Origin of the sequence: Bacteroides sp. HMSC067B03, assembly GCF_001811315.1 — a bacterium.
GTDB lineage: Bacteria > Bacteroidota > Bacteroidia > Bacteroidales > Bacteroidaceae > Bacteroides > Bacteroides faecis.
The window spans coordinates 1-25,879 of sequence record NZ_KV804257.1 but is presented as its reverse complement, the minus strand read 5'-3'; the positions used below and the strand labels follow the sequence as shown (position 1 = coordinate 25,879).

21 protein-coding genes are annotated in these 25,879 nt (G+C 41.7%); 5 read left to right on the top strand and 16 right to left on the bottom strand.

From position 1 onward, the window contains the following. Positions 1–6: 6 nt before the first annotated feature. From HMPREF2794_RS01625 to HMPREF2794_RS29220, 6 genes are all read right to left on the bottom strand, one after another. Positions 7–1,911 carry a GxGYxYP domain-containing protein gene (locus tag HMPREF2794_RS01625; protein ID WP_070750711.1) on the bottom strand — a complete coding sequence of 635 codons (1,905 nt, stop codon included), beginning with the start codon at positions 1,909–1,911 and terminating at the stop codon, positions 7–9. An 18-nt stretch (positions 1,912–1,929) separates the two neighbouring features. Next, the gene (locus tag HMPREF2794_RS01620) at positions 1,930–3,573 is read right to left on the bottom strand and encodes a RagB/SusD family nutrient uptake outer membrane protein (RefSeq protein ID WP_022301566.1); all 1,644 of its coding nucleotides are present in this window, start codon (positions 3,571–3,573) and stop codon (positions 1,930–1,932) included. 14 nt (positions 3,574–3,587) lie between these two features. After that, positions 3,588–6,578: a SusC/RagA family TonB-linked outer membrane protein gene (locus HMPREF2794_RS01615; protein ID WP_022301565.1), complete on the bottom strand. Its 2,991-nt coding sequence runs from the start codon at positions 6,576–6,578 to the stop codon at positions 3,588–3,590. A 22-nt stretch (positions 6,579–6,600) separates the two neighbouring features. Beyond that, a complete protein-coding gene (locus tag HMPREF2794_RS01610; RefSeq protein ID WP_022301564.1) occupies positions 6,601–7,665 on the bottom strand; it encodes a LamG domain-containing protein in 1,065 nt (354 codons plus the stop codon). A 133-nt stretch (positions 7,666–7,798) separates the two neighbouring features. Further along, a complete protein-coding gene (locus tag HMPREF2794_RS01605; protein ID WP_022301563.1) occupies positions 7,799–10,375 on the bottom strand; it encodes a Kelch repeat-containing protein in 2,577 nt (858 codons plus the stop codon). A gap of 107 nt (positions 10,376–10,482) precedes the next feature. Then, positions 10,483–11,586 carry a leucine-rich repeat domain-containing protein gene (locus tag HMPREF2794_RS29220; protein WP_022301562.1) on the bottom strand — a complete coding sequence of 368 codons (1,104 nt, stop codon included), beginning with the start codon at positions 11,584–11,586 and terminating at the stop codon, positions 10,483–10,485. A gap of 111 nt (positions 11,587–11,697) precedes the next feature. Here HMPREF2794_RS29220 and HMPREF2794_RS01595 point away from each other — a divergent pair, with 111 nt between their 5' ends. From HMPREF2794_RS01595 to HMPREF2794_RS01580, 4 genes are all read left to right on the top strand, one after another. Beyond that, positions 11,698–12,132, top strand: coding sequence for a YidH family protein (locus HMPREF2794_RS01595; protein ID WP_010539425.1), 435 nt, complete (start codon positions 11,698–11,700; stop codon positions 12,130–12,132). 86 nt (positions 12,133–12,218) lie between these two features. Next, positions 12,219–13,028, top strand: a complete 810-nt coding sequence (locus tag HMPREF2794_RS01590) for a metal ABC transporter permease (protein ID WP_010539426.1) — start codon at positions 12,219–12,221, stop codon at positions 13,026–13,028. Positions 13,029–13,042: 14 nt separating this feature from the next. Beyond that, a complete protein-coding gene (gene tsaE / locus HMPREF2794_RS01585) occupies positions 13,043–13,456 on the top strand; it encodes a tRNA (adenosine(37)-N6)-threonylcarbamoyltransferase complex ATPase subunit type 1 TsaE (protein ID WP_008759702.1) in 414 nt (137 codons plus the stop codon). Beyond that, positions 13,453–13,689: an immunity 17 family protein gene (locus HMPREF2794_RS01580; RefSeq protein WP_010539428.1), complete on the top strand. Its 237-nt coding sequence runs from the start codon at positions 13,453–13,455 to the stop codon at positions 13,687–13,689. Before tsaE ends, HMPREF2794_RS01580 begins: the two co-directional genes overlap by 4 nt. A gap of 35 nt (positions 13,690–13,724) precedes the next feature. Here the strand turns inward: HMPREF2794_RS01580 and HMPREF2794_RS01575 are convergent, their stop codons facing one another. From HMPREF2794_RS01575 to HMPREF2794_RS01550, 6 genes are read right to left on the bottom strand one after another with little or no spacing between them, the layout of a single operon-like run. Continuing rightward, positions 13,725–15,035 carry a DUF58 domain-containing protein gene (locus tag HMPREF2794_RS01575; RefSeq protein ID WP_070750709.1) on the bottom strand — a complete coding sequence of 437 codons (1,311 nt, stop codon included), beginning with the start codon at positions 15,033–15,035 and terminating at the stop codon, positions 13,725–13,727. A 45-nt stretch (positions 15,036–15,080) separates the two neighbouring features. Beyond that, positions 15,081–16,055 carry an AAA family ATPase gene (locus HMPREF2794_RS01570; protein ID WP_010539430.1) on the bottom strand — a complete coding sequence of 325 codons (975 nt, stop codon included), beginning with the start codon at positions 16,053–16,055 and terminating at the stop codon, positions 15,081–15,083. A gap of 11 nt (positions 16,056–16,066) precedes the next feature. After that, entirely contained in the window at positions 16,067–17,341 is a 1,275-nt protein-coding gene (locus HMPREF2794_RS01565) for a DUF4350 domain-containing protein (RefSeq protein WP_070750707.1), read from the bottom strand. Next, positions 17,338–17,952 carry a DUF4129 domain-containing protein gene (locus HMPREF2794_RS01560; protein WP_070750705.1) on the bottom strand — a complete coding sequence of 205 codons (615 nt, stop codon included), beginning with the start codon at positions 17,950–17,952 and terminating at the stop codon, positions 17,338–17,340. The genes HMPREF2794_RS01565 and HMPREF2794_RS01560 overlap by 4 nt, the downstream gene beginning before the upstream one ends. Before the next feature lie 18 nt (positions 17,953–17,970). After that, the gene (locus HMPREF2794_RS01555; RefSeq protein WP_070750703.1) at positions 17,971–18,906 is read right to left on the bottom strand and encodes a hypothetical protein; all 936 of its coding nucleotides are present in this window, start codon (positions 18,904–18,906) and stop codon (positions 17,971–17,973) included. Continuing rightward, entirely contained in the window at positions 18,887–19,849 is a 963-nt protein-coding gene (locus HMPREF2794_RS01550; protein WP_029425716.1) for a stage II sporulation protein M, read from the bottom strand. Before HMPREF2794_RS01550 ends, HMPREF2794_RS01555 begins: the two co-directional genes overlap by 20 nt. Positions 19,850–19,949: 100 nt before the next feature. Here HMPREF2794_RS01550 and HMPREF2794_RS01545 point away from each other — a divergent pair, with 100 nt between their 5' ends. Next, on the top strand, positions 19,950–20,675 hold the full coding sequence (locus HMPREF2794_RS01545) for an RDD family protein (RefSeq protein WP_070750701.1): 726 nt from the start codon (positions 19,950–19,952) through the stop codon (positions 20,673–20,675). Positions 20,676–20,877: 202 nt separating this feature from the next. On the opposite strand, the gene glf is transcribed toward HMPREF2794_RS01545, so the two are convergent. The 4 genes from glf to HMPREF2794_RS01525 all read right to left on the bottom strand — a co-directional run. Continuing rightward, a complete protein-coding gene (glf, locus tag HMPREF2794_RS01540) occupies positions 20,878–21,975 on the bottom strand; it encodes a UDP-galactopyranose mutase (RefSeq protein ID WP_070750730.1) in 1,098 nt (365 codons plus the stop codon). A gap of 36 nt (positions 21,976–22,011) precedes the next feature. After that, positions 22,012–23,325, bottom strand: a complete 1,314-nt coding sequence (locus tag HMPREF2794_RS01535; protein WP_070750699.1) for an HlyD family secretion protein — start codon at positions 23,323–23,325, stop codon at positions 22,012–22,014. Further along, positions 23,325–25,532 (bottom strand): peptidase domain-containing ABC transporter, encoded by a 2,208-nt coding sequence (locus HMPREF2794_RS01530; RefSeq protein WP_371489939.1) that lies wholly within the window; start codon positions 25,530–25,532, stop codon positions 23,325–23,327. Before HMPREF2794_RS01530 ends, HMPREF2794_RS01535 begins: the two co-directional genes overlap by 1 nt. Positions 25,533–25,552: 20 nt before the next feature. After that, positions 25,553–25,879 (bottom strand): peroxiredoxin family protein (locus tag HMPREF2794_RS01525; RefSeq protein ID WP_139147225.1); only part of this gene is annotated, 327 nt, incomplete at its 5' end.

The window sequence follows — 25,879 nt, the reverse complement described above, 5'->3', positions numbered from 1 at the left end:
GGTTAATTAAAATACTTCACTCAAATATTTCTTTGTCTGTTCAGGACGCTCACTCATACGCAAGCGCCATACCAGCTCCTGTAAATTGACTACTTCAAAGTTTTCATTCAGGTGTCCCGCACAAAGTTTGGCTGCTCCGGCTCCACGAATATTTCCGGATTGATTTTCTATCAGCGGATCTTCCGTTTGTCCGTGATCTGAGAAATTACTCCACGCGTGTACACAGACTACAGAGAAACTTTTTTCCTGTGCTTCCTGTTTCAGTCTTCCGGCAATATAAGCAGGAGTCCCTTCACGTTCTGTATTACGATTTCCAAAATTCCAAAGAGAATATTTCACTGTAATAACAGGTATGTCATATCCTGCCTTATTCGTTACCCAAATTACTTCGCCACCGCCGCCTGCATAAGGACTATATTGAAGAGCAACAATACCTTCCAACTGATCATTGGCATCTACATACGCCTGAAATGCTTCCTTAGCTGCTTCCGACTTTACATTCATTGCCATCACACCCAACAACTTCACACGGTGCTGACGCATATGGGCTGCCAGCCGGTCTGCCACGACTTTGAGGTTCTTTGCCCGGTCACCGTTCTCGCTATAATTGTCTACATAGTAATAGCCACCTCCCAGCATTTCCAGAATAGAGCAGTTGGGCTTTTGCTGACTCAACAGGTTGTCGAATTGCGCAGGAGCCATCATTGGCAATACGGAAGCGGGCATACCATATGTCATCCGCACTTCCTCAGCTTCTGCAACATTATAGTAATCTTTAAAGTCATTCATCATCCATTGGATATTGTCGCCATCGGACAGGAAGAAAGAAACAAAATTCTTCTTCCGGGTGTAATCAAAGAATTGCGGATTCTTGACACGGGCCAATGTAGGTCGCTGACGTTGAGAATAGAGCAAAGAAGTCAGCGAGTGATTATAACTCCAGTCACAAGGAATCATCGGATGGCCGCTCTTGGACACCAGATCAACAAAAGCATCCTCACTTACCCCTTGCTCCCATCCGTATACAGGTGCATTGGGTTCCAGCCAAGCCAGGATTTCTTTCAGCAGAGCCGTATTTTGTCCACCTGCCGAACTGCCCTGACGTTTATTCAGATTCAGAACAAAAAGATTATTCTTAATAGCAAACTCCCGAAGTTCACCCGTCTGTACAGGCATTACCACCAAGGCTTTGTTGCTACACTTGTCTTTAAATTCCGCCCATGCCTGAGCTGTGGTTTTGTTTCTGGCATCATACTTCATCGCATATCCTGCCTCCTCGTAATATTCTTTATCACGAACATCCACTATAATAGAGTTATACACATGAGATGCCACAGAAGCTACCACTCCACTTTCCGGATTACGCTCGATATCCGTCAACACATATCCGTCAAACATACCTTTCAACTGAATAGTTACTCCTTCAGACGGTCCATAATCATTACGTGCCAGTTCCAGACCACTCTGCATTCCCTGTTCATGAATACCCATATCTTCGAGCGCCTGCTTAGATAATTTATAAGAGTCATTGCCTCCGTGGTCGTGCAGCCAAACGGCTATTTCGCTTTTACCTTGTTCTACGGCACGGTTAGCCAATCCTGCCAATGACTGACACATCAAGTGATATTGTAATCCGCGTACTTTTTCGGTTTGTCCCAGGTCATTACGACTGCCGACCGTAACAACTTCCACGCAGTTCCAATATTTTTTCGGTTTCACTGTCATCTCCGGCATGTAGTATTGCCCCACATTACTGATAGGATCGTAAGCATCTACATAAAGAGAAGTCTTGTTTTCTTCGTCTAAACCCTGATTTATTTCCGGTGATTCGTACACTTCGCAACTGGCTACCGTCAGACTGAGCAATAGTGCAGCACCACATATAGTCGTTTTCATAATTAATTCTTTCATTTGTTAGTTAACCATTAATCAATAACCTTCATTCTGTGATAATCCGTCCACCTTATTCCGTTCATCCTGCGGAATAGGACGTACCAGATGATTCGCATTCAAATTATCATATTTCACCACAAACGGATTGTATGCCGGTACACGTGCCAGCAATGTCTGCGTACGCTTCAGATCGAACCAGCGGTCATGCTCTCCCATCAACTCGCGGGCCCGTTCGTCCATAATCACATTGATATCCAAATCCGTCAATTTCATGGCTTCGTAAGCAGTGGCATCTTTGGCTGCACGTTTACGTATGCTATTGATCCGTTCCAAAGCAAGTTTCTTATTACCGGCTCCCAGATAAGCCTCAGCACACAACAAGTAAGTATCACCCAAACGGAAGATTACATCTTCACGCGAACCGCCTTCTCCCCATTGTATCTTCGTGTCACGGAACTTCTGAATCATCGGCATACGGTCTGAGGCTGTTTCCAGAACAGGCAGTGCCGTAGACTGCGGATACCATACATATTCATCATCCTGCTTAAACGGATAGTACTTCTTCGCATTATTACTCATCCCCGACTTATCATTCCAACGGGGAAAATAGATTCCCAGTTTACCGTAGTCGGCATTATCCGGGTTATTAATGTAGTATTCACGTGCAAAAGTGACATCATACCGGGTATCTATCTCCGGATTTGTATAAAGTTCATGAGCTTTCGGATTTACCCAGTATTTACGGGACGCATTAGAATAATCACTCTGACTCTTCGTAAACATATCAGGCTCCAATGCTACAATATTAAATCCGAATTGTGCCTGTTGCGGATTTCCGCCTCCCCGATAGTTCTTGTCCAGTCCGTACTGTATCGCCCAGATTACTTCGGAATTAGCCTGATTGTTTTCGTCAAACAAAGCCGCAAAGTTCTCTTGCAAAGCATATCCCGAGGAAGGATTCTCTATCAGCAGGTCGAATGTCGTAGCTGCTTCAGAGAAGTCATTCGCTTCGGCAAAAGATTTGTAAGCACGTGTCAGATACATCTTACCCAGAAAATGAATCACTGCCGCATTGGTCACCTTTCCTGCTGAATTGGTAGTCATGTCCAACTGGTCTTTGATAGCATTCAGTTCAGTAATGATAAAAGTATAAATCGCTTGTTCGCTCGTACGTTCCGCCTGTTGAATGACATCTGTATTTTCTTCGACAAGCAATGGAACGGGACCGAAAGTTTCGACCAGATAATAATAGGCCATTGCCCGGAAGAAACGGGCTTGCGCAGTCAGTGAAGTATAATCATTTCCCGCAATAGCCGGGGTACAGCGGTTTAACAGGATATTGCTTTCCTGCACAATCTTATAAAGCACTTTCCAGTAATCGCCCACGACAGGAGCGGTAGAGTTGAACGTCTTATCGTATCCGTTGAACATACGTTCGGCAGGTTCTTCGGAGATAGCCATATAGATATCTGTTCCGTAATATTGCAACTCGCCTGTATTAAAGACATTGCGGTAACGGGCATTTATATCAGTCAGCAATTTCTGCTGTCCTTCTTTCGTATTGTAAAAATCATCCGTTACTGCCGAAGGATTGTAACTGTCCAGAAAATCGGAGCATCCGCTCAACAAGCATACTGCCAGCAGTGCCACATATTTGATTTGTTCTTTTAGTCGTTTCATAAGGGTTCAAGTATTTAGAAGGTTAAATTCACTCCAAAAGTAAACGTCATCGGATAGAGCGACAGAGATTTATACACATCTTCACCAATGGTTTCCGGGTCCGGACCGAGATAGTCTGTAAATGTAAACGGATTCTGCACATTGATATAAGCACGTGCATTTTTCATCTTCATCTTCTTCATCCAGGTTTCGGGAAGGGTATACCCCAACGTTATGCTCTGTATTTTCAGGAACGAACCGGAAATCTTACCCAATACCTGCGTATGATAAGATTGCGCACCTATCTGCTGATATTCGTTGCTGTGGTTTTCCGGAGTCCAGTATTTCACGTTCAGTTTGTTCCAGTGTTCATTATCCCATGCGGTAAACATATAAGTAAAATCATCATTATAGATACCACCGATACGCGCATACATATAGAAAGAAAGATCCCAGTTTTTGTAGGCAAAGGTATTGGTCATACCTGCTGTCCAGTCGGGAGACGGGGTTCCGAGTACTTTATAATCACGCTCGTCAATCACATAATTATCATCGAGATCGGCTACGCGGATATGTCCCGGCACCTGACCGTATTTAGCAGCCAGTTCCTTATCTTCCGTCTGCCAGATACCCACTTTCTCCAAGTCATAGATCACTTTCATCGGCTGACCGATGAACCAGCGGTTCGCCAGGTCGTCTTTCTTGTCACCATAAAGGTCTACAATCTTATTACGGTTCAGTGAGAATGTCAGGTTTGTCTTCCAGGTAAAGTCTTTTGTAGCAACGTTCACTGTATTCAATCCGATTTCCACACCTTTATTGGAAGACGTTCCTATGTTTTCGAGGATAGAGCCATAGCCGTTCAGGTTACCTACCGAACGGGCAAAGATCAAGTCTTTAGTAGTACGGCTATAAATGTCAATAGTACCATTGATACGGTTATTCAGAAATCCGAAATCAAGACCGTAGTTCCATTCCGACGTCATCTCCCAACGAAGGTCCTTGTTACCTTTACGGTCACCAAGCCCAAAAGCATTTTCTCCCTTGCCGCCATAGATGTAATGTGTCAGGTCCAGTTTCGTCCAAGTGATATCATGATCGATACTGTTATTACCCGATTTACCCCAGCTGACACGGAACTTCAGGCTATTCAGCCAATCCACATCTTTAAGGAAGTTTTCGTTCTTCATCTGCCAGCCGACAGCAGCCGATGGCATAAATCCCCATTGGTTTCCGGTAGCCAGACGGGATGTTCCATCATAACGACCTGTTAAGGTGAACAAGTAACGGTCCATCAATGTATAATTGACGCGTCCCATAAAAGAAAGCATGGACGATTCCCAATAATAGCTCTTCACATCACGGATTTCTTCGGCAGTTTCAATCGCATGCCAGTCGGAGTTGTAAGGCAGACCGTCACCACGCATTTCCGAACCTTTGTGAGTTTCTTTCTGTACACTGTACAGACCGATAGCATTCAGACGATGAATATCTTTCCATGTCTTATCATAAGTGATAATGTTATCCCATACCCAGTTCATATTCCGTCCTTCACTCCGGTAGGCTTCCGGTGCATTTAAACCTCCCTTGGCCTGTGTCATGGTTCCAACCCATTCTCCGCTTATATCCGAATCATACTGTACCGCAATTTGCGATTTCAGTCTCAGTCCCTTAATCGGCTGATATTCCAGATAACCGGAGAAGTTGGTATAGTTCGCTTCTTTTTCTCTTTTATTATTTTCAATCTGAACAAACGGATTGATTTTGCTGGAAGTAGGCTGACAATTGAAAAGATAACTTCCGTCTTTATCATACGGGCTAACCGTCGGTGGTAAAAAGTAAGCATTGATCAATGCATCATTGGCCCCTTCATTCGTATTATTCAAAGATATATAGCTGTTAATACCTGTCTTAAATTTTTCCGAAAAACGGTATTCCAATCCGATATTGGCTGTGATACGCTCAAAACTTTCATCACCTACCATACCGTCATCCTTCAAATATCCCAATCCGAAAGAGAAAGACAATTTGTCCGTTCCTCCCGTAGCAGAAAGAGAATGGCTGGTAGTCAATGCGTTCTGAGAAAGTTCCCGCAACCAATCGTAATATTCACCATGCTTGATGCGGCGTTTCTCGTCATCAGTCAGAAAGTCCGGACGGCTCAAAGAAGCATCTCCGTATTTCTTCTTCCACAAAGCAATGCGGTAATCTACATATTCCATACCATTACCCATATTACCAATCATTTCCGGAATACGTGTGGGAGTTTTGAATCCTACATAGCCTGCATAGTCAATGTTGAATCCCTGACGTTTATTAGCCCCTTTAGTAGTGATAATCACTACACCGTTTGCGCCACGTGAACCGTAGATTGCACTGGAAGAAGCATCTTTCAGAATATCAACAGACTCAATATCAGCAGCATTCAGATGACGCATTCCTGTTTGTGAAGGTACACCGTCAATCACATACAAAGGTTCATTGGAGAAATTGAAGGAGTTAATACCACGAATTTCTATTTTCGTATCTGATCCGGGACGGTTGGAGGTCTTGTTTACAAGTACTCCACCGACACGTCCGTTCAATGTTTCCGTCACATCAGTAGTAACTAGCTTGCTCAGTTCTTTGCTGCTTACCGATTGAATCGATCCTGTAAGGTCTTTCTTTTCTACAGTACCATATCCGATCACAACTACTTCATTCAGCTGTTTGGAGTCATCCTGCAACTGAATTGTCAGTTTTGTCTGATTCTGGTTAACAGGAATTTCCTGCGTTACATATCCTATAAAAGAAACTGAAATGCTTTTTCCCTTCGGCACCTGAATACTGAAGTTACCGTCCAGATCTGTCACCGTACCGGTAGACATTCCCACTATCTGAATACTGGCTCCGGGCAACGGCTCTTTCAGAGCATCTACCACAACACCTTTCACCGTAAGCACTTGCTGTGCCTGTACGCTTACCCATCCGCACGCCAGAAACAGCAGACACAGGAAAGCTCTTATTTTTATTATATTATTTTTCATATTCTTCGTCTGTTTATTAAGGTTAGTTTCCAGCTTTAAACCACTTGTAGTTTCCTACGATCTTTGCCGCATGCTTTCCTGTCTTGTCAGGAATGTTAGTAACGTCCTCCGCCACTGATGTAAAGTCCCATGCACACACTAGTCCGCTTTCTATCCCGGTCACGTCCGAATTCATCAATGTCTTTACTTCATCAGCAGACTTCGCTGTACTCCACATACGGAATTTCTTGATAAAGCCCGTCATACAACGAGAATTATCCGTCGGTTCCTGGAATGCCCACATATTCTGGTTACGGGTATTCGGCATATAATTCTGCAAGACACCGGCATCATTCTTCACATCATTCGTCTTGCTGAAGAATAACTCACCATTCACATACATTTTAAGCTGTCCTTCCGAAAGGGTATTATCCCAAACTGTTACAATATGATTCCATTTACCAAAATTGTCAGGATAAGCACGGCCTTCTTCCAGCACACGACCTTCCTGCGGTCCCATACCAATAGTAGTACGAAGATTAGAGCCTAAAAAGTTAATCATCCATCCCTCATTAGGCTGTCTGCCGTCAAAAGTAGAAAGGAAACTTCCGATTCCCGATTCAAAGAAACCAGCATCATACTTCACCCAGCTCTCTACCGTAAAGGTATTGCCGCCACCATAGGCAGGATCGGCACCAAATTCAATACGTCCCTTACCATCGATACCGAATATTTTCAGCTCGGCTGGTGTGCCCGGTTGCAATGTCTGTTGATAGGAATCCTGAAATTCGGTAATCGCCTTTTCGGCAGCAATACAGTAATTATCAATCTCATACTGTAATACAAATTGTCCTGCCATACCTTTAGAAATACCCTTTTGCAGTTCTTCAACGGCACTTTGCAGACTTTGGGCGTTTGCCAGGGGAAAAGTACCGTCGCTTGTACCGATCTTTGCAGTATCAAGCATGTTCGTCATGTCAGTCAGATGGGTGTACATACATTCAAGAGCTACCGGTCGTACCGAATCGCCATTGTCACTCTTGCACGAGCTCATACACCAAACCAACAAATAAAGGAAACAAAGTTTCATAATGAATCTTGTTCTCATACGTATTAGGTTTTAAATAAAACAATAAGTAAATAACATCGCTGCAAATCTAATGTAGCGAGGTTAAGCAACTTATTAGTGGTGGGTTAATAACGGATTAATAAGCGGATAAATATCATTAACCAATGATTTTTCATCGATGAAATGGAGGATTTTTACTCATCAGGTCAGCATAAGAAGTCGAATAATCTTCATTCATCATCTGCTTATACTCACGAACAAAAAGAGAATATTGCATGATAGCCTCTTGCGTAGAGCCTATATGATGAAGCGCATGTATACAATACGCCAATGCCAACTCACTCACCGGGTCTACCCGGAAAAGCACATTACAGAAACGGATGACAGCGTCATACTTGTGCTGCTGATACAAACGTTCGATTTCCAACGGTAAGAAAGAAGCCAGGAATTCTTCTACTTTCTGCTTAAAGTGATCCATCATTCCTGCATCCATACCCTCCAGAAACTTCCCACGCATTAATAAGATACCCAGTTCATTCTCTACTTCTTCAGCATTCTTCAACATGCGGAAACGGAAATAATCACAATAACAGTCAGTAAATACCAACCGGAAATAACCTTTATCATATACCAGTTCCACTCCGTCCAGCTCGGTCAGGTTCTTTCGTATCTGGTTAATCGTTACCCCTTTCAGGTTTTTAACCTTATCATCGGGTTTATCCGGCCAGAAGACTTCATTCAGAGAAGCGGACAAAACACCATTATGAGTACTATGAAGCAAAACATAGACAAATACCAGCCGTAATCTGGAACTGAACAAATGGGTTATATCACGGCCATTACGATCGGTCACCGTAAAAGAACCGAATATATAGATCGCATTAGGACGTACGATCAATTCTTCAATCTTTTCTCTCGAAGGAGCAGTTTTCACTGACACATTCTTCCCCGGTTCTGTCGGAGCAGATACCGGCTCTGGTGCCGGCGATTGTTTCAAAATCTTCTCCGATAATTTCCTCCGTCGTTTTCTGACAAATAAGAATCCGATACCAAACAACGATATCCCTCCTACTGCTGCAATAAGCCATCCCCAGGAGAGCGCGAGGGAAGACCTTGCACCATAAGAACGAATCTCATCCAGCGAAACCGGAGGAGCAGCCAATACGTAAGTCCGAATGACCGTATGGCCTTCCTTGTCAAACTCCGCTGTAGTACAATAATACTCATGTGTCAGTGAATTATAATAAAGATTCGCATTCGTCATGATCTCTTCGGAACGCATCGGAATTGAGTCTCCCAAGATTTTTACCGTTCCATCGGCAACCGTCAAACGGTATAGTTGCAGATACGTATCCGAGAGGTATTCCGGATAACACAAGGCATAAACATATTTCTCATCAGGAGTCAGTATCATATCCCGGGCTACTACGAGACGGTGCTCCGAAGTATTCTGCCACAAGAGTCTTACCGTTTTCTGTTTTTTATCAAGCAGATAGAAATCCTGAAGATAATTCCTGCCTACACTTTGCTCGCCCGATTCATTGCCCATTCCTCCGAAAATATACACATGTTCCCGGTTCTTATTGACCGCCATACCGGAGAAATAACGGGGAATAATTCTGTCACCCGAATAAGATAGCGTATCCCACCGGTCTGTCGCAATGTCATATTCAAGGAAAGTATTATTATAGCGCTTATTTCCAAAACCACCAAATATCAGATATTTACCGGTCGTTTCATCCCAGAAGCCATCATGATGGTGCAGTTGTACGGGCAAGGCAGCCGTACCCGTCTGTTCCCATTCCCACTTATTCAAGTCAAGAGCCGCTACGGTAACATCTCCCAAAGGAAGGTTGTTTAATTCATAGACATAGAGTTTGCCATCGGTAGTATTCATAAAGTGAGTAGCCAGTTGCAGTTTTACCGGCAGCCTGTTGGCATAAGAGCTAGTCTGCGACTGACGTTTCAACAAATTATAAGTAAGAAGTGAATCCTGACTGAAAACGATCAATCTCTGGCTGTCCGGTTCAAAAGTGATGCCGGAGGGTGTTTGTGAATGATATTCAAAAAGCTTCTCCCAATGATAAGAACCGTTAATAAGCCAGACCGGATTAACAACCGTTCCCTGTACCTTTCCTGTAGAGGTATGCACCTCTTCTCCTTCATTTTCATTCAAAGGAAAAGTGCATGAGTAACTTTTATCTCCTTCCAGCTTCAAGTTACGAATGGCAAAAGTCGGCATATCCAGAATATAATCATGACGTCCAAAGAAAAGTTGCGGACAAAAAGGTGCTTTCAATCCCAGAGTCTTGATTTCTTTCTCGTTGTCTCCAATATGAATGGTCAGCAGGTCGTGCTGCAAATCGAATGTAAACGAAACCGGAATCCACTGGTATGCCAACGCATCATTCCGTAAGTTCAGAGAGTAATGATTTTCTTTACCGTCCGTATTAAACTTGAACGTACTGTTATCACCGTCCAGATAAGTATATGTAAAGCTGTATTTCATCTTTCCCTGATCTTCTTTCAACAGGAAAACATATCCGAAAGTATCAAAATCGCGAATAGAAAGTTCAAAGCTTAACTGAAAGTTTTTCGTAAAACAAGGTATCTCCTCTTCACTAAAGATCTGAAGAGAAGTCCTTTCCTTTATCTGTTTATCATTAGCCTGGAATAACAACCCTTGCGAATAGGCAAACATAGTCAGCCCAGTCAGAAAGAATAAGAGGCAAAGCCTACGTCGTATCATAGTCATCCGATTTATTATCACAAATATACGGGATTATTTTAAATAACCGTTCAGACGAGTAAAAATAGCCTTCACTATTCTACCGCCGTACTTACTGTTTGCGCTTTTTATTGAGCACCCTTTTCTTCTATAGTCCACCCATTTCTTACGGGCATCTCCTGATTACAAGTATACTCGCCCGGATTATCATAGTAAGAAAGATATGATTTAGAATGAGGATAATCACTGGCCGTACCCAGCATTTCAAATAATTGATTCAATGCTTCTTTGTCCAGCCGGTTGGAATGACAATCGACCCTCGTTAATAACCAGTTTTCCGAAATAGACAAACGAGTCAGCTGATTATTGCTGCAATCCAGATACTTTATCCAAAGAGATTCCGGCAATTCCAGCTCTTTCAATTGATTGTTCCGGCAGACAAACTCCAGCAACAAAGGCAGCCTGTCCAGGAAATCCAGATTCTGAAAGTTGCAATGACCTATAAACAAGGTGCTAATCTCCATTTTCTCATCAAATTCCAACCTGCTCAATTCCGGATTGTAGCTACAATCGAGACTGTTCAACTGGGGTAAGTCTTTAAGCGAAAGAGAACTCAATTGATTGCCGGAGCAATTCAGATTTTTAAGTTTACATTTATCAGTCACATCGAGTGATGTCAGTTTCGGGTTTCCGCCAATCAATACCGACTTCAGGCTATCACACTGACTTATATCGACATACTCCAGATCAGCACAATTGCCTATGTTCACATTCTCCACATTGGGACAGGAACGACTCAGGTCAATTTCCCGGGTATTGGCAAAACAGGTAAGAGCCAAATCTCTCATTTTAGGCAAGTTCCCTATACGAAGGTCTTTTACGGGAAGCAGCAAACTTCCCAGATTACAATAATCCAGCTCTTCCGCCCATATTCTCACCCGGTAACTTCTTCTGTTGCCATATTTATATGTAATCAGTCCCGCTTCGGGATCTTCGATCTTCTGCAGTCTTCCGTCTCCCCACTCGATAGCCATTCTGCCGCCACCGCCAAATACTTCCAGTTGCGTCCACTCACCGAGAACATCTACAGTAAATTCAATCGTATTTTCGTCTGTCAACTTTGGTATCTCAAAATCATCCCCAATCACACTTCTATCTTCCGCACAAGAAGAAAGTCCACCAATCAAACATATTATAAATATGCAAATCATCCACTTTCTATGCTTCACCATCTATGTATATTTAAGTTAGTAACGCACAAAAGTAAGAAAAGAAATAGATACCATCCATGATAGAATGCAAATTAATAAGTAACTTTGCAGAAATTTGAATCAGTACAGACTATGTGGATACTTATTATAGGTCTAGTGTTGCTAGGTATCATTGCATTGATAGCCGGCTATATCCGCAACAACAGACTGAAAAAGAAAATAGAAAGAGGCGAACTGGATCACATGCCGGAAGTGAAAGAAGTAGATGCAGAATGCTGCGGACAACACGAAGTGTGCGAAAAGGACAGCCTGCTGGCTGCTGTCAGCAAAAAAATAGAGTACTACGATGACGAAGAACTGGATCTGTTCATCGGAAAAGAGGCGGATGCTTATACGGAAGAAGAAACAAACCAATTCAGGGATGTGTTATATACTATGCAGGATATCGATGTAGCAGGCTGGGTACGCAGTTTACAGCTTCGCGGTATTGAACTGCCGGATGACCTCAAAGATGAAGTTTTTCTGATCATCGGAGAAAGAAGAACCGCAGGACACAAAGAGGCCTGACCGCCTGCACATCATCTGTCATCGGTCGATAGTAGCCGCGTGGAATTTGTTATTTATCATATAACTTGTAATCAATAACTAAAGAAGTGGATTTACTACAATATACATTCTTCCAACATGCTCTGCTAGGCAGCTTACTGGCAAGCATCGCCTGCGGGATTATCGGTACTTACATTGTCACCCGCCGCCTGGTATTTATCAGTGGAGGAATTACTCACGCATCTTTCGGAGGAATAGGGCTGGGACTGTTCGCGGGAATTTCTCCCATATTGTCAGCCGCCGTCTTCTCCGTATTATCCGCATTCGGCGTGGAGTGGCTGAGCCGGCGGAAAGATATGCGCGAAGATTCCGCGATCGCGGTGTTCTGGACATTAGGAATGGCTTTAGGAATCATGTTCAGCTTCCTGTCACCGGGATTTGCTCCGGACTTATCAGCCTATCTTTTCGGTAATATCCTGACCATCAATCAGGCGGACCTGTGGATGCTCGGCATACTGGCATTCATACTGACCGGATTCTTTTATCTGTTTATCCGTCCAATCGTATCTATCGCATTCGACCGTGAGTTTGCCCGTTCTCAAAAGATTCCGGTAGAGGTATTCGAATATGTGCTGATGATGTTTATCGCCCTGACCATCGTTGCTTGTCTGCGCATGGTCGGTATCGTTCTGGCCATTTCACTGCTCACCATTCCGCAAATGACGGCAAACCTCTTCACGTACAGTTTCAAAAAAATCATCTGGCTGTCCATAGGTATCGGTTTTCTGGGATGTCTGGGCGGTCTGTTTATCTCTTATCATTGGAAAGTTCCTTCGGGAGCCTCGATTATATTCTTCTCCATCCTGATTTATGCCGTTTGCAAGATCGGAAAGAGTTGTTGCAAGAAACAGTCATAATAATAGAATAGTATATGGAAATCAAGATTCAATCATTGGAAAGTATCCACGAAGCAGCCCGCGAATTTATCGCTGCTATGGGTGATAACACTGTTTTCGCTTTATACGGCAAAATGGGAGCAGGCAAAACAACATTCGTCAAAGCTCTTTGCGAGGAACTGGGTGTATCAGACGTCATCAGTTCTCCTACTTTCGCTATCGTCAATGAATATCGTTCGGACGAAACCGGAGAATTGATCTATCATTTCGACTTTTACCGCATCAAAAAGTTAAGCGAAGTGTATGACATGGGATACGAAGATTATTTCTACAGCGGCGCCCTCTGCTTCATCGAATGGCCGGAACTGGTGGAAGAATTGCTGCCGGGGGATGCTGTAAAGGTTACGATTGAAGAACTGGAAGACGGAAGCAGAGTGATCAGACTATGACCGGACAATACATCGTACAAGCTATTTTTGCGCTAGCGGGAATCACCTCCCTGCTAGCCTCATTATTGAACTGGAACTGGTTCTTCACCACACGCAACGCCCAAACAATTGTCAGGAATGTAGGACGTGGCAGAGCACGGCTTTTCTACGGCATATTGGGAGTCATTATCATAGGGATGGCTGTATTCTTCTTTGTAGAAACCCGAAAGGCAATGGGACAATCCCCTTTTTAAACAAGAAATCACCAGTAATTTGAGACGAAACTCTGCTACAACAATTGCCGCGATTTCATCTCCAGATATTTATTGATTACATCAATCGACAGATTTTCGGGAGTTGTCAACAGCGAATAAATGCCGTTCTGCTTTAATGTAGAAACGATCAGTCGCTTCTCAAAAGCAAACTTTTCTGCAATCACATGCCGGTAATAATCTTCTGTATCTCGGGCCGGACTTTCTATATACGCCTTCAAGTCGGCATCCTCAAAGAAAACAACCAGTAAACGATGCTGACGATTAAGCTGCTGCAAATAAGCTAACTGGCGGTTCATGCTGCTGATGCTGGCAAAGTTGGTATATAGAACCAAAAGGCTACGCTTATTGACATGTTTGTTCAAATGCACGCAAAGAGCCGAGAAATCCGTTTCACCGAAAGTAGTCTGTTGGCTGTACAGCTTTTCAAGCAGCGTCTGCATGTGGCCGGGCTGTTTGGAAGCCGGAACAAAAGTATCAAAATGCTCGTCAAAGGTCACTAACCCTGCTTTATCCTCTTTCCGCATCGCTACATACGAAAGTACCAGTGAAGCATTGATAGCATAATCAAGCAAAGTCATTCCCCGAAAAGCCTGCTGCATCACTCTGCCTTTATCTATCACACTGTAAATCTGTTGAGAACGTTCGTCCTGATAAACATTCACCATCAACTCGTGCCGGCGGGCACTCGCTTTCCAGTTAATAGTCCGATAATCGTCTCCTTTTACATATTCCTTAATCTGCTCAAATTCCGTTTGATGGCCTACCCGGCGGATACGCTTGATACCCAGTTCGGTCAGATTATCACTCATTGCCAGCAATTCATAGCGGTGAAGCATCAGGTAGGAAGGGTATACTTTGATATCCTGTGGCTTCCCACACGTATACCGACGAGAAAGCAAACCGATCTTACCGGTTACAAATACGCGGATTTGTCCGAAAGAGTAAACGCCGCGACGGGTCGGGCGAAGATGATAACGGATCATTTTCCCTTCGTCCGGCTGGAGAGTCGTCCGGAAGCTGATATCCCGATTCTGGAAGATAAAAGGTATTTCATCTATGATCTCCAACGAGATCGGACGCGGATAAGTACTTTCGACACGGATACTCACTTCATTATCATCCCCATTGGAGAAACGGTCAGCACATCGACGGGATGCCTGAATCCCTTTGGTCTGATAGAGAGCATATCCATCTGCCAACACAAATAGAAACAAGGCTAAGAGCGCCCACTGCCCGAATCTAAAAAACGGAGCAAACAGATATCCGCTACCCAACAACAGGATAACCAGAATAAGGGCAATATAGAAACGACGGGTTAAGTACAATTTCAGGTTCTGAGTTTTAAGTTACGAATTATAGAGATCCGGTTATTATTTGGGAACCTCTACTTTATCGATCAAACGTTGGGTTACTTTTACCGGAGAATATCCTTCCATTTCCGCTTCTGCCGTCAGAATGAGACGATGCTGAAGTACATACGGAGCAACAAACTTAATATCTTCCGGTGTCACAAAGTCGCGTCCCTGCAAAAGGGCATACGCTTTGGAAGATTGCAGCATCGCCACAGAAGCACGCGGAGAAGCACCAAGATATACGGCTTTGCTGGTACGCGTCTGCTGCACAATCAATGCTATATACTGGAGTAATGTACGGTCTACAAATACCTGATTCATCAAAGCACGCAGTGACAAGAGCTCTTCTTTGGTGATGGCAGGCTTGATATCGTCCAGCTTAATTAATGAAGCGTTCGTATGGTGACGTTCCAGAATATTTACTTCCTCCTCCAGCGAAGGATAATCCATCGTTATTTTCATCAAAAAGCGGTCGAGCTGCGCTTCGGGAAGTTTATAGGTTCCCTCCTGTTCCACCGGATTCTGTGTAGCAAGAATGGTATAAAGCTCTCCCATCTTATGAGTAATACCGTCAATGCTGATCTGACGCTCTTCCATCACCTCGAACAGGGCTGCCTGTGTTTTGGCAGGAGCACGGTTGATCTCGTCCACCAGTACGATATCAGCAAAGATCGGTCCCTGATGAAAGTCAAACTCATTGGTTTTCATATTGAACACAGTGGTACCCAACACGTCACTCGGCATCAAGTCCGGTGTGAACTGGATACGGCTGAAATCCGCATCAATCAGGCGGGCTGTCAGGCGGGCAAGCAATGTCTTTGCCACTCCCGGCACTCCTTCTATCAGCACATGACCATTGGCAAGGATTGCCGTCAGTACCAAATCCACCGTCTGTTCCTGACCCACAATAACGGAAGCAATCTGATCTTTCAATTCCTGTATCTTCCCGGAAAAGAGAGTTAAATCTACCCGCTGTTCTGTATTCTCTTCCATAAATATCTTCTTTAAATATGATTGATTATTTCATTCATTTTGTCAATAAATCCCTTCATTTCCTCACCGGAAAGGACACGTCCTCCATAAATCACCGGTCTGATTTCGCGGATAAACTTACTGATTTCTTCCACACTCATCCCCGTCTTCTGAGCAATCCGATGGAAAGAGCGCTCATCATCCGCCACTTCTTCCACATCTACCTGAATCTCTCTCCTCAACACTTCTGCAAAATAGGTAAACTTCTTATGAACCAGATTCGCATGGTCATGCTTTTGGTAATAAAGCGTACCTATCAGCTTGGTGAATTCAAGGGATTTGTTTTCCGGTTCATGCACTACGGGTATGGCCCGCTGCCGCCTTCGCGCCGTAAACACCATAAAGAGTAATATGGCAAACATCGACAGGTATATCGCCCAGCGAAGCGGTCTTTGCGACAGAAAATAACGCAAAGGAGATCGCTGCGTCTGAGCAGTTTCTGTCATATATCCTTCGGTACGGACGACAGGCAACTCTCCCATCTGCGATAATAGACGGAATATATAAGTCGCATTTTTCTCGTCCAGCACTCCGTAGTTGGTAAAAAGCAAAGGAGTGGAAACCAAAATGACTTCTCCCTTCCCCCACGGACGAACCATAGCTACCAACGGATGATAATTGCGGGAAACTGTCGCAGAGTCCAGTTCATCCAATGCATTCCCCATATCTTTTGCCAAATCAATCTCGGCCAATTTCCGTACCGGCAACGAGTCATATTGGCGAAAATAGGATTTGCAGAACTGCGGATAAAAACGGAATATCTGTTGCGGATAGACTTCCGGATCACCGATCCAATATATACTGTCCCGCTTTAATAACGAAGCGGCATATTTCTTCAAATCGACCGATCTGAAATAAGAATAAGTGCAATCAAACTTCAGGGTGTCTTCCAGAAGCTTAGTAAAAGAGCTGCTTACCAGCATGATCTTATTCCCCCGGTCTGCCATTTTGAGCAGAGCATCAATATCGACCTTACTGAAAGGCAGGTTACTGGCTATCAGAAGTATTCCTTTATGATGGGCTGTATCTTCCTGCTCCAACTGATAAAAGGTCTTTCGGGACAGCGTGTATCCCGAAGGCAAAGAAACAGTCAGCAGGCTATCGAACACAGCACATCCGAAAGGCTGCTCATCATAGTGGCTAAAGGTAGGTGTCCATACAAACTTCTTCGGCAAGTGATATTCTATGGCAAACATCACTAGCAGAAAAGCACCTATAAAGATGATAAACCAACGGCTCCCCTTCATGAGTTACCCCCTTTCCCTATTTCTTCCTGCAAAGACTTCATAGAGTCAAAAAGTTCCCTCGTAGCCTCAAAATTACCGTAACGCACCCGCAGGAAATGATTGGTCAACTGGCGGAATACGGGTATCCGTACTTCATTGATATATTGTGTCGGTGTTTTGTAGGGCTGCCAGTCAATGCGTTTCTCATCACTAAGCCGCTTCAACGTCTGCAAATAAAGTAACCGCACTGCCTCCCGATAATCGGAACGGAACAGCGCATCGGCAATCCCTCCCGGAAAATCGACACCGTAAATCGTGTCTTCCTCTACCTCATAAGGGAGTTTATTTTTAGGCGAACGCATGAATAACTCCGGACGCTTCTTATAAAGAAACCATATAATAAGAAGTAAAATAACAATGGCCAGACATATCAATATAAGTCCGGAATATTCTTCGGCAAAACGGCTGCCGAATATCTTTTGTAACAATTCCCCAAACCGCCTACTCAGCCATTCAAAGACATTAATTTCAGGCGTAATCAGTTCACGATTGTAGTCATACGCCGGGTTGGATTGCCATTTGGCAATCTGCACGGTGTCGCAAACCAATGTATCAGCCGGGGATGTCAGCATCTATTCTTAAATATTAGTTTAGAGTTTATCAAAATTATCGATATCACTTTCTACAGTGACGCTATCTACTACCTCCGAAGCGTGTCCATACTGATAGGCTAATCCGACATAGGTGAAGATCATCGAAACATAAGCGCCGAATGCCTGAACAATGCCAAGCAGATAAAGGAGAAAACCATATCCTGCCGATACGGTCGTCTCACTTCCCGCATCACTCATAGAGAAGAAATATTTCACCAGCGTAGCGATATACCACGGCATCATGGTAACGCTCTGCAATACATTGGCTATGATTCCCATTATTAAAGAGATCAGAAAGATGCCTCCCCATGTGGCAAACCCGAGTCGGAATGTTTTTTTGAAAGCCTCCATCACGGTAATGTCCTCAAACAAGTAGATGGGCGCCCATAAGGCAAGCGGCACGGTGAATGCAATAATAACAGGAATGGTCAGAAACAAAGTGAACAGGGATAAAGCAGCGAGAACACCTATCACACCCCCCACGATGAGTACCAGCAGGATACCGAAAAGTGTCAGTATAAGCAATTTCTTTATATTGTGAAACAGCAAAGGTTTCAAACTCCCCAATGTGATTCCCTCCAATCGTTCTTCCCGTTCATTATAAGTCCGGATCATTGCATAGATCAAGGAAGTCAATAAGATAGTCCCTATCATAAAGACAAGCATATATAGACCGTAATAGGACATGAATCCCACTAAGGAACTCGGACTGGCAGCCATGGCAGTAGTACTGGCCACTGCAGATATTTTCAGCGCTCCTCCCATCAGCCCGTTCAAGCTCAATGCCTGAATAAGGCTTACCGGCAAAAGCAGATAAGTAATGAACTTCAACAACAGTTTCCAGTTCTCTTTTATGAAGTCAAAAGAAGCGTTCAACTTTTCACCAAAGGAACGTTTCACGTACATTGCAACCTTAGGTTTCTGTGATTCCATTTTTTTTTCTATTTGGTAAGTAAATATAGTAAAAGATAATAAATGCAAGGGATGTCAGGATGATTCCGAGCCTCAACATATCGGGAAGTTCAGTGTGGCGGGTGATAAAGCCTTCGATAAATCCTGCCATAATAAACACAGGTACCGTACCAATCACAATCTTCAACCCTCTTTTCGCTCCTCTGCGGAACGATTCCAGCCTGGAATAGGTTCCGGGAAACAACCAGCCGTTACCTAAAGCAAGTCCGGCAGCACCGGCTACTATAATCGACCATATTTCAAGCGTCCCGTGCAACCAGATAGCAAGAGCAGCCTCCTTGAGCAAACCATGTTCATAAAAGAACGTCTGAAATGCCCCTACCATGATTCCATTTTGAAGGAGAATGAAGCCTGTACCAAAGCTGGTCAATATACCCGATGCAAAACACAGGAAAGATACTCTCACATTATTGATTGTAATGCCCAAAAACATCGGAGCTTCGGGAGAGCCATTGTATACTGCCATCGGTTCACCTCTGGCGATATTATCCAGCGTCATATCCACATACCTGTTTCCTAATATCAGACGCACAAACTCAGAATCGTTGGCAGCAGAAACAGCCCCGATCAGCATACAGACCGCAAAGATAATAAAGGAAGTTAATAACTCCCGGCGGGCATCATACATGGTTTGCGGCACTTCCTGCGTCCAAAAGGTGATAATCCGTGTCCACTTCTCGCGTTTGCTCCGATAGATTTCATTATGCAGGGCTGAAGCGAGATTATTTAAATAAATGGTAATGCGGGAAGTCGGGAAATGAGTCTGGGCGAAAGCAAGGTCGGCAGTCAACTCCGTATAGGCGTCGGCCAGTTGGTCAGGGGACAGAGTTGCAGCCTGTTCCACCACCTTCTCGGTCTCTTTCCATTTCTCGATATTCCGACGGATAAACGTTACTTCCTTCATGCTTTTCAGAGATTTCGGATAAGTTTTGTCCGAAACCGGAAGCAAAAGTAAAAGAATTATGATATATTTGCAACTTAAACCTAAAAATGTTTAACCAAGAATGGCAGAATCTACAATTATTACCGGTCAGTTTGTTCGAATCAGCCAAACGCCCGCCAGTATCGGCGAACGATTGCTAGCTTTGGTCATCGATTATTTTCTGATCGTGATTTATCTATATTCTGTAACGACACTCATTGTCAAACTGCACTTATCCTCTGGAGTCGGCACGGTCTTCTTTCTGTGTCTCGTCTATTTGCCTGTACTTTTTTACTCGTTTCTCTGCGAGATGTTCAATCACGGACAAAGCTTCGGAAAGCGTCTGATGAATATACGTGTCGTAAAATCAGACGGCTCTACTCCCAGCATCAGCGCTTATCTGTTGCGTTGGCTTCTATTCATTATTGATGGTCCTGCTACAGGAGGGTTGGGGCTCCTAGTCGTCCTGCTGACTAAAAACAGTCAGAGACTGGGTGATTTAGCAGCCGGAACGATGGTGATCAAAGAGAAGAATTATCGCAAAATACACGTCAGCCTCGATGAATTTGACTATCTGACAAAGAATTATCATCCGACGTATCCACAATCTGCTGATTTATCATTGGAACAGGTGAACGTAATCACCCGAACGCTGGAGTCCGGTGAAAAGGATCGGGTAAGGCGCGTTACGTTACTCGCCAAAAAGGTACAGGAAATCTTATCTGTTACTCCACGAGAGAATAATCAGGAGAAGTTTCTTCAAACGATACTTCGGGATTATCAGTATTATGCGTTGGAGGAAATCTAAACTCCACATTACTCTGCCACAATTCGCATATTCACAAAATCGGATTTCACTTTTGTTCCATATTTTTTTAATTAAAGCTCTATAAATCCAGTAAATTCCATATTTTCAATCTAGTTATTAGTATATTTCAGAAAGATAATAATTCAAAAAGATATTACTATTTATTTTATAGACCTACCTGATAAGATTATTGATTGTATAATTACTTATTACTAAAGTCTAGCGCTTTTTTTACGACTTCATCCATATTATAATACTTATATTCAGCTAGTCTTCCTCCGAAATCTACTCTTTCTTCTTGCTGAGCTAACATCCGATACTTCTCATACAAGGTATTATTATGTTCATCATTCACTGGATAATAAGGCTCACCTCCTTTAGCAAAACTCTGTGGATATTCTATAGTAATTACCGTATCTCGTTGATTTCCAAATTCAAAATGCTTATGCTCAATAATTCGAGTATAAGGAACCTCAGCATCAGTATAATTAACTACAGCATTTCCTTGGTAATTCTCAACTCCATTCAATAAGGTGGTATCAAACTTCAAACTACGATACTCTAATCTACCATAACAATAATTAAAATATCGATCGATCTCTCCCGTATAGATTATCCGTGCCGCCATATTATCAAAACAATCTTTCTTCTCAAAATAATCTGTATTTAGCATAACATCGCAATCGATCAACATTCTTTCAATAATAGGAGTATAACCACCTATCGGAATTCCTTGATAGTTATCATTGAAATAATTATTATCAAAAACGAATCGTACAGGAATACGTTTTATTATTGAGGGTGGAAGTTCCGTCGCTTTTCTGCCCCACTGCTTTTCTGTATATCCTTTTATTAAAGTCTCATATATATCTTTTCCGACTAAAGATATTGCCTGTTCCTCTAAATTGGACGGTTCTTCTATGTTAGCCATCTTTTTTTGAAGCTCAATAATCTTACGTACATCTTCTTGAGTTATAGCACCCCACATTTGATAAAAGGTATTCATATTAAAAGGCAAATTGTATAATTTACCTTTATAATTAGCAATAGGAGAATTTGTATATCTATTGAATTCTGCAAATGAATTTATATACTTCCATACTCTCTTATCATTTGTGTGGAAAATGTGTGCTCCATATTGATGAACAGTAATCCCATTTACAGTATTTGTATACACATTACCTCCAATGTGCCCACGCTTATCAATAACTAAACAAGACTTTCCTTTTTTAGTCATTTGTTCTGCCACTACAGAACCGAATAAGCCACAACCAACTATTAGATAATCATATTGTTTCATAATGTTCAAAGATTATACATCACATTATTAATAGCTTTAGTTCTTCAATATTTTCTTTAATGGCTGCAACAAACGTTCAATCAACCTCAAATCTTCAGTTATTATTTCCGCTTGCCCACTCATCTCACGCGTTACAGGTAGTGTCTTACCATAATTAGTGTTCATTCCTTCAGGTAATACTATTTCTACAACATATCCATTTTGTTGTTCCTGTACAATTGGCATAGGAGAAATGTTACTAACCTTTCCTTTCAAATATCCAAATTCCTGATCTGGAAAATTGTTTAAGCGAATGTGAACCTGCTGCCCGACCTTTACTTTACCAGAACCTTGAATTGGCATAAAAGCTTTACCGATTGGAAGCGCATTTTCTATCGGTGCAATTACAAATGCTGTCTCACCTTGAGTTACCCATTGATTTCCACTCCATATTCCTATATAAGATAAGCGCCCACTTATTGGAGCGATTAATGAGTATTGTTGCTCCCACAAAGAAATTTGAACCCAAAGTTGCTCTAAACTGTTTTTCAGATTCAACTGATAAGTTTCATCTTCATTACCCCATTCTTTTTGTATATCAACTAGGTTACTTTTTTCTCTTTCAATTTGCAATTCAACTTGTGCTACAGACATGTGTGAATTTTTATTTGCACTTAAACCCTGCAAATAATTTCGTTTTGAATTCTCAAACTCTTCAGCAACTACAATCTTACGAGAAAAAAGTAAGGAATCACGTGCAAACATCTTATATACCAATGCACAATCTTCTTCAGATATAGACAACCCATCTTTAACTAAACTGTAATAAGCTTCTTGAAGATTTAATTGTTTTTGTACACTTAATATCTTTTTCCTATAATAATCCTGTTTCAAGAATCGCGCATAATCCTTCAACAAAGTAACAAATGAAGCATAGGTTGATTGGACTTCACCCAATTGAAAAGTCTTTTCACCAAATAACTGATTGCCATAAGTCAAATCATATCCTTCATTTTTCCATTGGTTCAATAACATCTTTAGAGAATCTATATCTTGAAAGGATGCAACATTCTCTATTAATGCCAAACGCTGACCGACTTTGACCTCGCTTCCATTTTCCACAAAAAGAGAATCGACTTTTCCTGATACTTTCGTAACCAAATATGTGGGTGGATCTAGCATCGTCAATGTGATTTGAGCATTTATTTTATCAGGATATTTAAACCAATAGGATCCTATTATAATAAAACTAACAACACCAAATATCACAGTAGTACCCCATCTCAAAATCCAGGATGGTATTCGATTCATAACTTCTTGAACTTCATCGCTACGAATCTCGATATCTCTATAATCCTTTTCCTCTTTCATTAAAGACCTAACTCAAGTTGATTTTTTACTAATTCATAATATAACCCTTTTCTTTTGGTTAATTCATGATGAGTACCTTGTTCAGCAACCTGCCCATTATTTAATACCACTATATTATCTGCATCTTTCACTGTACTTAATCGATGCGCAACAACCACAACCGTTTTTCCTTTATAAAACTCATGCAAATGCGCCATGATTTCTTTCTCATTATTTGCATCCAAAGAATTAGTAGCTTCATCGAAAAACAAGAATTCAGGATTTTTATACACAGCTCTGGCAATTAATAAACGCTGACGTTGCCCTTGACTGATACCATTTCCTTCCATTCCAATTTTAGTATTGTACCCTAAAGGTAAAGAGTCGATAAACTCCCTAATATTTGCAACCATTACAGAATGGCGCAATTTTTCTATATCTATTTGCTCTTCACCGACTGCTATGTTTTGCGCTATTGTCTCTGAAAAAATGTAACCATCTTGCATTACTGCACCAGCACTTGCGCGCCATAAATGTGGATTTATATTTTCTAAAGGTGTTCCGCCCACTAATATCTTCCCTTTATTCGGTTTATAAAATCCCAACATTAGTTTTACCAAAGTTGTTTTACCACTCCCACTAGCACCAACAATAGCTGTTACTTTATGTTCAGGTATTACTAAATTGATACCATTTAGTACATAGTCCCTATCTGCTCCATCATAACTAAATGACAAATCATTTAATTCAATATATTTCAATGCTGGCAATGAAGCCATTTTCATATCAATATTATGTTCTTCGTCTTCTATCTCATGAACTTCATTCAGACGTTCAAGACTTATTTGTGCATCCTGAAATTGTTGAACGAAACTAATAAAAGAACTAACTGGCGCAGATAGCTGCCCTATTATATATGTAAGGGACATCATCATACCTAAAGTTAGATCCCCCTCTACAACCGATTTTGCAGCAATAAAAGTTATAATAATATTGGTCGTATGTGAGAAGAAAACAGATCCTATTTGCTGAATTTGCCCAAGAGCTAATCCTTTAACACTTATCTTAAACAATTTCACTTGTATCCGTTCCCATTGCCATCTTTTTTGTTTCTCACAATTATTCAATTTGATTTCCTGCATTGCAGTCACCAACTGGATCATATTACTTTGTTCACTTGATGACTGTGAAAAACGGCGTATATCTAATACTCTACGATATTTCAAAAACAATAGAACCCAACAAACATACAAAGTATTTCCAAACAGAAAAATAGCTAGGATACTCAAATTATAGTAGGCTAGCACAAAGGCAAAAACAAAGAAATTGACAAAGGAAAACAAGGTTCCTATTGAGGAACCTGTTAGAAAGCTTTCAATACGACCATGATCACCTATACGTTGCAATATATCACCGACCATTTTTGAGTCAAAATACCTCAACGGAAGTTTCATTAGTTTACAGAGAAAATCCGAAATTAATGATATATTAATACGAGTATTCATGTGTAACATTATCCAACTTCTAATAAACTCAACAGATAATTGAGATAAGAAAACAATTAACTGTGCTATTAATATTAGAGTAATAAAAGAGAGACTTCCATCTTGAATTCCTATATCAACTAATGATTGAGTAAGAAATGGAAAAATTAATTGTAGCAAACTTCCAATTAACATTCCTAACGTTAACTGTAATAATTCCTTCTTATATGGAGACAAATATCTTAAGAAAAAATCAAGGCTTCTTTTGTTTTTCTTATTTTCATCCTCCATTTCATAGAACTCAGCACTAGGTTCCAATATTAAAACAGTACCTTTAGATTCCCTCTCACTGACTGTCGTTATCCATTGTTTTCTAAATTCTTGCTCTTTATAAGTTATCAAATCACCAACAGGATCTGCTATATCAATCAAATACTCTTTGTTTTTCTTCCTAATATTATAGCACACTACAAAATGATTTTGATTCCAGTGCAATATACAAGGCAGTGGGATTCCACTAATTAACTGTTCGAATGTTATTTTAGCACCTATTGTGCGAAAACCAATAGCTTCAGCTGCATCGCTTATACCTAGCAAAGACACTCCGTTCCTTGTCAAGTATGACCGAGAACGAAGTGACTGTAAAGAATATGATTTACCATAATAGCGAGCGATCATCCGCAGACAAGTAGGACCACAATCCATTGCGTCAAGTTGCGTATAGAAAGGAAATTCTTTAATCATAATATATTACACATCATGCATTATTTCAACTTTTCATTTAACAAATTCTGCAATTGTCCTTTTTCTGCACGAAGAGCTGAACCAGCATAGACTATAATTCCTTCTTTATCAATTATAATCATGTGAGGAATTCCTCCTATTAGATAATCTCCCATAAAAGACTTCATCTCTTCATTCGAGCTTGTCCTAAGTTGTTCCCAAGGCATTTCAAATTTGTCCACTGCTTCTTTCCATTTCTTATCTGAATCATCAATTGAAACACTGACTATTGAAAGGCCTTTGTCTTTATAATCATCATAAACTTTTTTCAAATGTGGAATTTCCTTTTTACAAGGTCCGCACCATGA

Excerpts from the sequence above, each read along its gene's own strand:
- HMPREF2794_RS01545 (WP_070750701.1), top strand. The coding sequence starts at position 19,950 with ATGGCAGAATCTACAATTATTACCGGTCAGTTTGTTCGAATCAGCCAA.
- HMPREF2794_RS01570 (WP_010539430.1), bottom strand. The coding sequence starts at position 16,055 with ATGGAAGAGAATACAGAACAGCGGGTAGATTTAACTCTCTTTTCCGGG.
- HMPREF2794_RS01620 (WP_022301566.1), bottom strand. The coding sequence starts at position 3,573 with ATGAAACGACTAAAAGAACAAATCAAATATGTGGCACTGCTGGCAGTA.
- HMPREF2794_RS01555 (WP_070750703.1), bottom strand. The coding sequence starts at position 18,906 with ATGGAATCACAGAAACCTAAGGTTGCAATGTACGTGAAACGTTCCTTT.
- HMPREF2794_RS01565 (WP_070750707.1), bottom strand. The coding sequence starts at position 17,341 with ATGAAGGGGAGCCGTTGGTTTATCATCTTTATAGGTGCTTTTCTGCTA.
- HMPREF2794_RS01560 (WP_070750705.1), bottom strand. The coding sequence starts at position 17,952 with ATGCTGACATCCCCGGCTGATACATTGGTTTGCGACACCGTGCAGATT.
- HMPREF2794_RS29220 (WP_022301562.1), bottom strand. The coding sequence starts at position 11,586 with ATGGTGAAGCATAGAAAGTGGATGATTTGCATATTTATAATATGTTTG.
- glf (WP_070750730.1), bottom strand. The coding sequence starts at position 21,975 with ATGAAACAATATGATTATCTAATAGTTGGTTGTGGCTTATTCGGTTCT.
- HMPREF2794_RS01595 (WP_010539425.1), top strand. The coding sequence starts at position 11,698 with ATGTGGATACTTATTATAGGTCTAGTGTTGCTAGGTATCATTGCATTG.
- HMPREF2794_RS01550 (WP_029425716.1), bottom strand. The coding sequence starts at position 19,849 with ATGAAGGAAGTAACGTTTATCCGTCGGAATATCGAGAAATGGAAAGAG.
- HMPREF2794_RS01580 (WP_010539428.1), top strand. The coding sequence starts at position 13,453 with ATGACCGGACAATACATCGTACAAGCTATTTTTGCGCTAGCGGGAATC.
- HMPREF2794_RS01610 (WP_022301564.1), bottom strand. The coding sequence starts at position 7,665 with ATGAGAACAAGATTCATTATGAAACTTTGTTTCCTTTATTTGTTGGTT.
- HMPREF2794_RS01615 (WP_022301565.1), bottom strand. The coding sequence starts at position 6,578 with ATGAAAAATAATATAATAAAAATAAGAGCTTTCCTGTGTCTGCTGTTT.
- HMPREF2794_RS01530 (WP_371489939.1), bottom strand. The coding sequence starts at position 25,532 with ATGATTAAAGAATTTCCTTTCTATACGCAACTTGACGCAATGGATTGT.
- HMPREF2794_RS01535 (WP_070750699.1), bottom strand. The coding sequence starts at position 23,325 with ATGAAAGAGGAAAAGGATTATAGAGATATCGAGATTCGTAGCGATGAA.
- HMPREF2794_RS01625 (WP_070750711.1), bottom strand. The coding sequence starts at position 1,911 with ATGAAAGAATTAATTATGAAAACGACTATATGTGGTGCTGCACTATTG.
- HMPREF2794_RS01605 (WP_022301563.1), bottom strand. The coding sequence starts at position 10,375 with ATGATACGACGTAGGCTTTGCCTCTTATTCTTTCTGACTGGGCTGACT.
- tsaE (WP_008759702.1), top strand. The coding sequence starts at position 13,043 with ATGGAAATCAAGATTCAATCATTGGAAAGTATCCACGAAGCAGCCCGC.